A 10,262-nucleotide genomic window follows, 5' to 3' on the forward strand; every position below is an offset into this window, starting at 1 on the left:
CCGGCAGCGCCGGCGGCAGCGGCATGCCGGGCGTGGTGGCTTGCGGCGCTAGGCCGGGACGGCGGTCGGCCACCGAGACGCTGACGATGTCGCCGGCGGCGTTGGTCACCACCACCGATTCGGAACCCAGCACGCGCAGGCCTTTGTAGGTGTGCTGGGCGCGGGTGATCTTCTGGCCGACGACGCCGGGATGCTGGCTGCTGATGCGGAAGCTGTAGTCGTTGGTCAGGCCCTGGTGCCCATCGAGCGCGGTCAGGCGCGTCACCAGGTTGGCGGTTTCCTGCGGGGTTGCGATGGTGACCGGGGCCGACATCAGTTGGACGGCGTCGGCGGCGCCGGGCGCCAGCGCGGCAAGAGTGAGGGCCAGGCAGACGGCGATCAGGGGCGTGTGCGGTTTCATGTCATCCTCCTTGGGTAGATGACTTCACGCTAGATCGGCGGCGGGGACAGGGTACTGTGCCAGATCAACAAGCTGGCAGATCGGCGCCGCGCGGATGGCGGCGCCGGGAGGGAATTACTGCAGTTGCGCGCGCACGCGGGCGATGGCTAGTCTTACCTGGTTCGGCGCGGTGCCGCCGACGTGGTCGCGCGCTGCGACCGAGCCTTCCAGCGTCAGCACGGCGAAGACGTCGTCGTCGATCAGCGGCGAGAAGGCGCGCAGCTGCTCCAGCGTCATTTCCGACAGGTCGATTTTCAGGTCGTCGCAGGCGCGCACCGCGTGCGCCACGGCTTCGTGGGCGTCGCGGAACGGCAGGCCTTTCTTGACCAGGTAGTCGGCCAGGTCGGTGGCGGTGGCGTAGCCTTGCAATGCGGCGGCGCGCATATTGTCCGGCTTGACCGAGATGCCGCCGGCCATGTCGGCGAAGATGCGCAGCGTGTCGACCAGCGTGTCGACGGTGTCGAACAGCGGTTCCTTGTCTTCCTGGTTGTCCTTGTTGTAGGCCAGCGGCTGGCCTTTCATCAGGGTCAGGAGGCCCATCAGGTGGCCGAACACGCGGCCGGTCTTGCCGCGCGCCAGTTCCGGCACGTCCGGGTTTTTCTTTTGCGGCATGATCGACGAGCCGGTGCAGAAACGGTCGGCGATGTCGATGAAGCCCACGCGTGGGCTCATCCAGATGATCAGTTCTTCCGACATGCGCGACACGTGCATCATGATCAGCGAGGCGGCTGCGGTGAATTCGATCGCGAAGTCGCGGTCGGAGACGGCGTCCAGCGAGTTGTGGCAGACGTCGTCGAAGCCCAGCGTCCTGGCCACGCGTTCGCGGTTGATCGGGAAGGTGGTGCCGGCCAGCGCGGCGGCGCCCAGCGGCAGGCGGTTGACGCGCTTGCGGGCGTCGGCCATGCGCTCGGCGTCGCGGCCGAACATTTCAACGTAGGCCAGCATGTGGTGGCCGAAGGTGATCGGCTGCGCCACCTGCATGTGGGTAAAGCCGGGCAGGATGGTGTCGGCGTTCTTTTCGGCCAGGTCGGTCAGGGCGCTGCGCAGCGCGTGCAGCAGTTGCAGCACGTCGTCGATGGCGGCGCGCACGTACAGGCGGATGTCGGTCGCCACCTGGTCGTTGCGCGAGCGGCCGGTGTGCAGGCGCTTGCCGGCGTCGCCCACCAGTTCGGTCAGGCGTTTTTCGATGTTAAGGTGGACGTCTTCCAGGTCGAGCAGCCATTCAAAGCTGCCGGCCTCGATTTCGGCGCTGATCTGGGCCATGCCGCGTTCGATTTCGGCGCGGTCGGCGGCCGAGATGATGCCTTGGGCGGCCAGCATTTCGGCGTGGGCGAGTGAGCCCTGGATATCGGCCTTGGCCAGACGCTTGTCGAAGAACACCGAGGCGGTGTAGCGTTTGACGAGGTCGGAAACCGGTTCGCTGAAGCGGGCGGACCAGGCTTCGGCTTTTTTGGAGAATTGTGCAGTCATAGTCTAAAAGTTGGTATGCGCTGAGGATCAACGGAGATTATAAACCGCAAGCTGCTCTAAAATACGTCAACATTATTTTAATGACCACGGAAAACATGGACCAACTGCACATCAGCACCGAGCGCGAGGCGCTGGACCTCGACTTGATCCACCAGTTTCTTAGCGAACGCTCGACGTGGGCGCGGGGCATTCCGCGCGCAACGGTGGAGCGGGCGATCAATAATTCCCTGTGTTTTGGCGCCTATCTGGATGGCCGGCAGGTGGGTTTTGCACGCGTGACTACCGATTATGCGACGTTTGCTTATCTGGCCGATGTGTTTGTCGTGGAGGCGCAGCGCGGCCAGGGCGTCAGCAAAGCGCTGGTGGCGGCGGTGATGGCGCATCCGGACCTGCAAGGGTTGCGCCGCTTCATGCTGGCCACCAGCGATGCGCACTCGCTGTACGCCCGCCACGGCTTCACGCCCCCGGCCCGTCCGGCGTCGCTGATGGAGCGCTATTTCCCGGATATTTACGTGAATTGATAATGGCGGGCAGGACGGATGCGTCCGCGATCCAGCGTGCGTAATCGTCACGCGTCATGCCGAGGAATTCGTGCAACGCCTGATGGCCAGGATTTTGGTGCCATTGGTCGATGAAATCATCGATATCTTCGGGCGCTGCTTCGCGCGACAGGCATTTTTCGATAAAGTTAGACATCGATCTTCCTTCCTGAGATTGCGTCCTTGATAAGTTGGCCAGTGATTGCGTCGATTGCGCCAAGGTGGCGGCCGCGTTTGTTGAATACCTCAATTTCTCCGTGAGTCCAGTCCCACGTATAGAGTTTAGTCCTGTCTTTGGACATCCAGCGCTTTTCGCCTTTCCGCGCGCCGATATATACGCATTGGTCGAGATAGGATCAGGCATGACGTATGCCTGCGCCAGCCGGCTATCGCGGAGGGCATATACATAGGGTTTGTCCTCTGCGGTGGATGCCTGAAATTGTCTGAAATCGCCTGACGAATGCCTGAAATTTCAGGCGCTTTTCAAGCGAGCTGCCTATGAGAGCTGACGTCTGGCTGTTACAAATGCAGGCATTTATCAGGCCATTTCAGACAATTTCAGGCAACCACCCGAGGGTAAGTCCCCTGTGTATATAGCTGGAACTTTATTGCCAATTCCTTACTGCCAGTTCATCAGGCACGGCGGCACCAGCAGGGCCAGTGCGAGGACGGCGTAGATCAGTTGCAGCGGGATCATCCACTTGGCCCAGGTGATCCACGGGATGCGCGCCAACGCCAGCACGCCGACGGTGATGCCGGAAGTCGGGATCATCGGCGTGGTGAACTCGCCGAACTGGAACGCCAGGATCGCGGTCTGGCGCGTGACGCCCACCAGATCGGCCAGCGGCGCCATGATCGGCATGGTCAATGCCGCCTGGCCGCTGCCGGAGTGGATGAAGAAATTAATCACCGTCTGGATGCCGAACATCTTCCACGCTGCAAACACCGGATGCGCCGACTGCACCAGCGGCATCAGCGCATGCAGCATGGTGTCGATGATGTGCGCATCGCGCGCCAGCACCAGCGTGCCGCGCGCCAGCGCGATCACCAGCGCCGTGCCGACCAGATCGCGCGCGCCCTGCATGAAGCCTTCGACGATCTGGGTCGAATCGAGCCGCCCGACCAGACCAATGACGATGGCCATGCTGAGGAACAGCGCGGCGATTTCGTCGATATACCAGTCGAAGTGCACCACGCCGAACACCATCACCCCCAGCGAGCCGGCGAAGATCCACAGCACCGCCTTGTGGCGCGCGGTCATGCCGTGGAACTCGCCGATGCCGCCGACCGGCAGATCCTTGCGCTTCTCCAGGTCCAGCGCATAGGTCGGGCTGAGCGTTGGATCACGCTTGACGCGCGCCGCGTACCACATCATGAAGGCGACAGTGACGGCGGTGGCAATCACCCACACGATCAGCCGATAGCCCCAGCCGGAAAACACCTGCACGCCGGCGATACCCTGGGCGATGCCGACGTTGAAAGGATTCAGGAACGCCGCCGAAAAGCCCACTTGCGAGCCGAGAAACGGAATCGACACGCCGACCACCGTGTCATAGCCCAGCGCCAGCGCCAGCGGCACGAAAATCAATATGAACGGGATCGCCTCCTCATTCATGCCAAACGTTGCGCCGCCGATCGAGAACAGCGTGATGAAGACCGGGATCAGTGCGCGCTGAATAAACTTTGAACTGGCATGCGCGCGCGCCAGCGATTTGATCATCGAGTCGATCGCCTCGGTCTTTTGCAGCACCGCAAACGCGCCGCCGACGATCAGCACGAAGCCGATGATCTGCGCCGCCTCGACAAAGCCCTTGATCGGCGCCTTCATCAGCGCCGTCAGTCCCTGCGGCGCGCTGGCGATGTAGTGGAAGCTGTCCGGATTGATCAACTGCTTGCCGTTGACCAGATGCGTATCGTATTTGCCGCCGGGGACCAGCCAGGTCGCCGCCGCAATCAGCGCCAGGATGATGAACAGCAGGACGAAAGTGTGCGGGAGTTTGAATTTACGGGAAGTGGTCATCATGCGCTCAGCAGGTCGCCATCACGATAGGCCTTGGCGCCGGCCACTTTGCCGACGTTCATGCCGCGTATCACATGGCGATGCGCGCTGCGCGCAAAGAACACGCCGTCGACCGCCGCCCGCAACACGGTGGTGTCGCCGCTGACCGGGTCGATCAGATCGGCGATGGCGTCGCCGGCCGTCACGCGCGCACCCAGCTCGCGCGTGTAGACCAGTATCCCCGCATGCGGCGCATACAGTGGCTCGACGCCTTCCAGCGGCGTCGCCTCGCACAGCGGCGCCGGCAGCATCGCGGCGGCGGCCTGGGCGGCGGCGTCACCGGCGTGCAGCACGCCTTGCAGTGTCAGGAATTGCAGCAGGCCGGCGGCGTCCTGGTTCGCCAGGTCGTAGCTGACTTCCTGCTCGCCGCGCAGTTCGACCGTGGTCGACAGGCAGGCCGGCGGAATCGGAAAGCGGTGCTGGAAGTGGCGGTCCAGATCCCACCACAAGCGGCTGCAGGCTTCGTCGAACGGCTCGCCGCCGGCCTCGTAGGCCAGCAGGGTCGCGTGCGAACCGAGGATGGCCGACAGCGGCGCGATGGCCTCGGCCAGCGGCGTGCCGGCGTAGATGTGCAGCACCGCCTCGTTGTCGCAATGCAGGTCGAGCACGATGTCGGCGTCGATCGCCAGCGTCATCAGGGTTTTCTTCAGCGTCTCGGCGTCGGTCTTCGGCTGCCAGGCGGCAATCGAGGCGCGCGCGTGTTCGCGGATCAGCGCCACGTTGGCGGCGGCGTCGGCGCCCAGCTTGCCCTCCAGCGATTTCTTCAAATCCTCGGCCACGTGCTTGTACGCGCGGTTGAAGTTGACGCCGGTGGTCAGGTCGAAGCGGCCGAAGGCGGCGCCGTGGATCGCCTGCGCCAGCCCAATCGGATTGGCGGCCGGCACCAGGATGATTTCGCCGCTGATCTGGCCGGCCGCTTCCAGCGCCGCCAGTTGCCGGCGCAGTACCTGCGCCACCAGCATGCCCGGCACCTCGTCGGCGTGCAGCGAACCCTGGATATAGACTTTCTTGCCGCGGCCGGGCGTGCCGAAATGGAAACTGGTCAGCTCATACGCGGTGCTGGCGTACGGCGCGGAAAGGGGATGTTTGTGTGCTTGCATGGCGGGTCACCGAAATCGTCTAAGGATTGAGTATGTAGCACTATTTTCACAAAGTAAATCGCACAGGGCGAAAGGTGCCCGGCTTTCTTGAGTTTTCGGCCACAACTGCGTACAGTTAGTTTAAATGAATTATTTATATATCTAAAAGCTGGGAGAGAATATGAGTCACATGCATCGCACGCGCGCCTTGGTCATGACGCGGGCAGTCCGGCTGGCCATCGGCCTGGGCGCCGTCGCCGGTATCCTCGGCCAGCCAGCCAGCGCCCAGGATGCGCCGTTGCCGCCGCCGCTGGCGCGGGTCGAGATCACCGGTTCGGCCATCAAGCGCATCGAATCGGAGACGGCGCTGCCGGTGCAGGTGATCACCCGCGAGGAAATCGACAAGGTCGGCGTCACCACCGCCTCGGAAATCCTGGCGCGGCTGTCGGCCAACGTCGGCTCGCTGACCGACGGCGCCAGCATCTCGGACGGCAAGGACCAGCGCGGCTTCAACAGCGCCAACCTGCGCGGCATTGGCACCTCGTCGACCTTGGTGCTGCTGAACGGCCGCCGCATGGCCAACTTTGCCTCGCCCGGCGACGACACCGGCGTCGACCTCAACAACATCCCGGCCGCCGCCATCCAGCGCGTCGAAGTGCTGCTGGACGGCGCCTCGGCGCTGTACGGCACCGACGCCATCGGCGGCGTGATCAACTTCATCACCCGCAAGGACTTCCAGGGCGTGGAGCTGAACGCCTACGGCCTGAAAACCAAGGAGGGCGGGGCCGGCAAGCGCACCGCCACGCTGACGGCCGGTATCGGCGACGTCGCCAAGGACGGCTTCAACGTGTTTGCCGTGGCCGACTTCCAGCGCACCGATGCGCTGTCGACCTCGCAGCGCGACTTCATCAACGACCTGCACATCGCCGAGCGCCTGCCGCACCTGCTGTCCGGCTACACCTCGCCGGCCAACATCCGCCTGACCGGCGCCCAGCGCGACTACCTGAACGACCAGGGCTTCACGCTGAACGGCAAGCCGCTGACCAACCGCACCATCAACCCGTCGGTGCCGACTTGTAACGGCCCGGCCAATCTGTACCTGCCGGCCGGCACCGGCGGCGTCGACGCCTGCACCTACAACTACATGGGCGACACCGAGCTGTATCCGAAATCGGAAAAAGCCAACTTCCTGTCGCGCGGCGTGTTGCAGATCAATCCCGAAAACCAGCTGTACGCCGAGGTGGCGCTGAGCCGCTCGAAGACCTATTACGCCGCCTCGTCGGCGCGCGTGACCGGCTACATCGACTACCGCAAGGTGCCGGCGCTGGCCAAGTACAACCTGCTGTCGGACGAGGCCTCGGCCGACGACGACGTGCCGGGCGAGGTGCAACTGAACATGCGCTTGTTCGAAGCGGGCCGCCGCACCTCGGAGCTGACCAGCGAAAGCCAGCGCTTCGTGCTGGGCTGGACCGGCAGCCACAACGGCTGGGACTATGACGTCGGCCTGAACCACAGCGTCAACGTCATCAAGGACCGCGACACGCACGGCTACTTGCTGTACGACAAGCTGATGCAAGGCATCTCGGACGGCCTGATCAACCCGTTCGGCCCGTCCAGCCCGGAAGGCATCGCGCTGCTCAACAGCATCCAGGTCAACGACGAGGTGCGCCACGCGCGCGGCACCATGGACTCGGTCGACTTTAAAGTGTCGCACCCGGTCGGCACCCTAGCCGGCGGCGACGCCGCGCTGGCCATCGGCGGCGAGCTGCGCCGCGAGAAGACCACCTTCAACCCTTCCGCGCTCTTAATGAGCGACAACATCAACAACGACTTCGCGCCGGAAGGCGGCGACGCCACCGCCTACGCCCGCAACATCCAGGCCGTCTACGGCGAGCTGCTGCTGCCGCTGACCAAGCAGTGGGAGGCGCAGGTCTCGGCCCGCTACGACCACTACCAGGTGGTCGGCGGCGCCGCCAGCCCGAAAGTCGGGGTCAGCTACATGCCGACCAACACCATGCTGTTCCGCGCCTCGGCCGGACGCGGCTTCCGCGCGCCGTCGATGACGGAGCTGTACCGCCCGATGCAGGTCGGTAGCACCGCCACCTTGCCGGACCCGGTCTACTGCGCCACCGTCGACAACAACTACGCCGACTGCGCCGACGCCTGGGAAGTGCACCGCTACTCGAACCCCAACCTGAAGCCGGAGAAGAGCCGCCAGTTCTCGCTGGGCATGGTGCTGCAGCCATCCAAGCAGGTGATGCTGTCGCTGGACTACTGGAACATCAAGCGCACCGATCTGATCGCCGAAATTGGTGACGACGTGATCCTGGGCAACCAGGCCAAGTACGGCAACCTGATCCACCGCGACGACGACGGCTTCATCACCTATATCGACCAGTTCAAGGAAAACCGCGGCGCCCAGAAGGCGGCCGGGCTGGATCTGACCATCGATTTCAAGGGCGTGCAGACCTGGGCCGGCCGTTTCGGCGGCCGCCTGAGCGGCACCTATGTCACCAAGTCCGAGTTGCAATATGCCAAGGGCGACGCCTTCGTCAGCAACCTGGGCCGCTTCGTCACCGACGGCGTGGTGCAGCGCTGGCGCCATACCATCACCTTCGACTGGGATAAAGGTCCGTGGGCGGCCACGCTGTCGAATACCTTCTCCAGCGGCTATGAAGACCAGAACTCGGCGATCAACACCGACGACGGCACGGTGGTGGCGGCCAACCGCGTGAAATCGTATTCGCTGTGGGATCTGACCGGCTCCTGGCAGGCCAGCAAGGCCATCAAAGTGCGCGCCGGCGTGCAGAATCTGGCCGATACGGCGCCGCCATACTCGAACCAGGCGTATTACTTTATTTCAGGCTACGACCCGACGTATACCGATGTGCGCGGCCGCCGCTTCTTTGCTAGTGTAAATTACGCCTTCAAGTAATGCGTTTTTAAGCAATAGCTTGGTATCATCTGCGGTAACTACGGCGCCCGGCGATAGCCCGGCGCCGGTTTTCATCGGAAGGGCAACATGAAATTAACGGGTTTTACGCGCCAGGGGCTGGGCAGGCTGTGCCTGCTATGGCTGCTGGTGCTGACCGGCGCCGCCGCGCAGGCGGCTGCGACGACGCCGGTTCCCAAGGTGCAGGTGCCGGGCAAGAGCAGCAAACCGGCCAAGGCCGTGCCGCCACCGAAGCCGGTGCTGACGCCGCCGGCCGGCAATCTGGTCATCATCGGCGGCGGCTTGCGCGCCGAAAATGCCGAGGTGTGGCAGCGCATCGTCATGCTGGCGGGCGGCAAGGGCGCGCGCATCGGCGTGTTCGGCTCGGCCTCGATCAACCCGGAAAGCGCGGCCCAGGCCACCGTCAACAAGCTCAATCAGTACGGCGCCCAGGCGTTCGCGATTCCGCTCGGCGTCACCTGGCCCAATAGCGACTACCGCAAGGCCGCCGAAGACCCGGAAGTGGTGGCGGCCATCCATTCGGCCACCGGGATTTATTTCACCGGCGGCGACCAGGCCCGCATCACGCGCGCGCTGGTGCGCACCGACGGCAGCCACACGGCGGCGCTGGACGCGGTGTGGGACGTCTACCGCGACGGCGGCGTGCTGGCCGGCTCCAGCGCCGGCGCCGCCATCATGAGCACTACCATGTTCTACGACGCCAAGTCGACCCTGGACATGCTGAAGCAGGGCGTCAACGAGGGCCACGAGATCGCCTCCGGCCTCGGCTTCATCGGCGAGGACGTGTTTGTCGACCAGCACTTGCTGGTGCGCGGCCGCTTTGCGCGCATGATTCCGGTGATGCTGAAGAAGGGCTACCAGATCGGCCTGGGCATCGACGAGAACACCGCGATGGTGGTCAACGCCAAGCGCGACGTCGAAATCATCGGTTACAGCGGCGCGCTGCTGCTGGACCTGTCGGCGGCGATTACCGACCGTGGCATCAAGGGGTTTAATATTTCCAACGCCACCATCAGTTACCTCGATCGCGGCGACAAGTTCAACCTGGTGACGCGCGAGTTCACGCCATCGCCGGACAAGGCCGACAACAAGCTCGACCCGAACCAGCCGGACACGCGCGAGCCGGTCTACACCAACGACATCCTTGGCAACAATGCGGTGCTGGATCTGATGGTGAATCTGATCGACAACGCCCAGCAGGACGCCATCGGCATCGCCTTTGGCAACCCGCGCGATTTCAATCCGGAGCTGGGCTTCGAGTTCCGCTTCTCCAAGACGATTAACAGCGTCGGCTACAGCTCGACCGAGGTGGAAGCGTATTCGGTGCTGAAACTGCGCATGGACATCCGGCCGATCCAGCTGCAACAGCCGCTGTACCGCTACCGCTAGCGTCGCCGCCCCCTGGCCGTAGCGCAGTGCGGGTTGCGCCGGTGCCGCGCGCCGTGGTGGACCATTTTTATGGGAGTGCGTATGCGCATGGCGATCAAATTCCTGTTGCACGCGGCTTTGCTGCTGGCCTTGCCGATGAGCGTGGTGGCGGCCGATGGCCCCAAAGGCTCACTGGTCATCATCGGCGGCGGCCTGCGCGCCGACAATGACGCCGTCTGGCAGCGCATCGTCCGGCTGCCGTCGGCGCGCACCAGCGCCTGGGTGATACGGGCCTGGTCGCCGCCGGAGAAGAACACGCCGCCGGCGCCGCGCACCGCGTCGGCCAGCAATGGGT

Annotated in this window: 8 protein-coding genes and 2 pseudogenes; 4 read left to right on the plus strand and 6 right to left on the minus strand. The window is 64.1% G+C overall.

What is annotated here, in order from left to right; all coding sequences use genetic code 11:
• Nucleotides 1-400 (minus strand): annotated as a pseudogene (locus tag GTP69_RS30100) (M4 family metallopeptidase); the annotation flags it as partial.
• A 114-nt stretch (nucleotides 401-514) separates the two neighbouring features.
• Nucleotides 515-1,909: an argininosuccinate lyase gene (gene argH / locus GTP69_RS30105; RefSeq protein ID WP_161058313.1), complete on the minus strand. Its 1,395-nt coding sequence runs from the start codon at nucleotides 1,907-1,909 to the stop codon at nucleotides 515-517.
• 95 nt (nucleotides 1,910-2,004) lie between these two features.
• Between argH and GTP69_RS30110 the strand changes: the two genes are divergently transcribed.
• Nucleotides 2,005-2,430 carry a GNAT family N-acetyltransferase gene (locus tag GTP69_RS30110; protein WP_161058314.1) on the plus strand — a complete coding sequence of 142 codons (426 nt, stop codon included), beginning with the start codon at nucleotides 2,005-2,007 and terminating at the stop codon, nucleotides 2,428-2,430.
• Here GTP69_RS30110 and GTP69_RS30115 read toward each other — a convergent pair.
• From GTP69_RS30115 to GTP69_RS30130, 4 genes are all read right to left on the minus strand, one after another.
• Nucleotides 2,366-2,605, minus strand: a complete 240-nt coding sequence (locus tag GTP69_RS30115) for a hypothetical protein (RefSeq protein WP_161058315.1) — start codon at nucleotides 2,603-2,605, stop codon at nucleotides 2,366-2,368. The two genes, GTP69_RS30110 and GTP69_RS30115, sit on opposite strands and share 65 nt — an antisense overlap.
• Nucleotides 2,598-2,750 carry a colicin E3/pyocin S6 family cytotoxin gene (locus GTP69_RS31920; RefSeq protein ID WP_161058316.1) on the minus strand — a complete coding sequence of 51 codons (153 nt, stop codon included), beginning with the start codon at nucleotides 2,748-2,750 and terminating at the stop codon, nucleotides 2,598-2,600. The genes GTP69_RS30115 and GTP69_RS31920 overlap by 8 nt, the downstream gene beginning before the upstream one ends.
• A 317-nt stretch (nucleotides 2,751-3,067) precedes the next feature.
• Complete coding sequence (locus GTP69_RS30125) at nucleotides 3,068-4,471, minus strand: YfcC family protein (RefSeq protein WP_229261221.1); 1,404 nt, start codon at nucleotides 4,469-4,471, stop codon at nucleotides 3,068-3,070.
• Nucleotides 4,468-5,607: a succinylglutamate desuccinylase/aspartoacylase family protein gene (locus GTP69_RS30130; protein WP_161058317.1), complete on the minus strand. Its 1,140-nt coding sequence runs from the start codon at nucleotides 5,605-5,607 to the stop codon at nucleotides 4,468-4,470. Before GTP69_RS30130 ends, GTP69_RS30125 begins: the two co-directional genes overlap by 4 nt.
• 160 nt (nucleotides 5,608-5,767) lie before the next feature.
• On the opposite strand from GTP69_RS30130, the gene GTP69_RS30135 reads away from it, so the two are divergent.
• From GTP69_RS30135 to GTP69_RS31175, 3 genes and pseudogenes are all read left to right on the plus strand, one after another.
• Nucleotides 5,768-8,521 (plus strand): TonB-dependent receptor, encoded by a 2,754-nt coding sequence (locus GTP69_RS30135; RefSeq protein WP_229261222.1) that lies wholly within the window; start codon nucleotides 5,768-5,770, stop codon nucleotides 8,519-8,521.
• Nucleotides 8,522-8,608: 87 nt separating this feature from the next.
• A complete protein-coding gene (locus GTP69_RS30140) occupies nucleotides 8,609-9,928 on the plus strand; it encodes a cyanophycinase (RefSeq protein ID WP_161058318.1) in 1,320 nt (439 codons plus the stop codon).
• Between the two features lie 87 nt (nucleotides 9,929-10,015).
• Nucleotides 10,016-10,262, plus strand: a pseudogene (locus GTP69_RS31175) (hypothetical protein); the annotation flags it as partial.

It is taken from the genome of Duganella levis (assembly GCF_009857605.1).
In the GTDB taxonomy this organism is placed as follows: domain Bacteria; phylum Pseudomonadota; class Gammaproteobacteria; order Burkholderiales; family Burkholderiaceae_D; genus Rugamonas; species Rugamonas levis.

Excerpts from the sequence above, each read along its gene's own strand:
- argH (WP_161058313.1), bottom strand. The coding sequence starts at position 1,909 with ATGACTGCACAATTCTCCAAAAAAGCCGAAGCCTGGTCCGCCCGCTTC.
- GTP69_RS31920 (WP_161058316.1), bottom strand. The coding sequence starts at position 2,750 with ATGTCCAAAGACAGGACTAAACTCTATACGTGGGACTGGACTCACGGA.
- GTP69_RS30115 (WP_161058315.1), bottom strand. The coding sequence starts at position 2,605 with ATGTCTAACTTTATCGAAAAATGCCTGTCGCGCGAAGCAGCGCCCGAA.
- GTP69_RS30140 (WP_161058318.1), top strand. The coding sequence starts at position 8,609 with ATGAAATTAACGGGTTTTACGCGCCAGGGGCTGGGCAGGCTGTGCCTG.
- GTP69_RS30135 (WP_229261222.1), top strand. The coding sequence starts at position 5,768 with ATGAGTCACATGCATCGCACGCGCGCCTTGGTCATGACGCGGGCAGTC.
- GTP69_RS30125 (WP_229261221.1), bottom strand. The coding sequence starts at position 4,471 with ATGATGACCACTTCCCGTAAATTCAAACTCCCGCACACTTTCGTCCTG.
- GTP69_RS30110 (WP_161058314.1), top strand. The coding sequence starts at position 2,005 with ATGGACCAACTGCACATCAGCACCGAGCGCGAGGCGCTGGACCTCGAC.
- GTP69_RS30130 (WP_161058317.1), bottom strand. The coding sequence starts at position 5,607 with ATGCAAGCACACAAACATCCCCTTTCCGCGCCGTACGCCAGCACCGCG.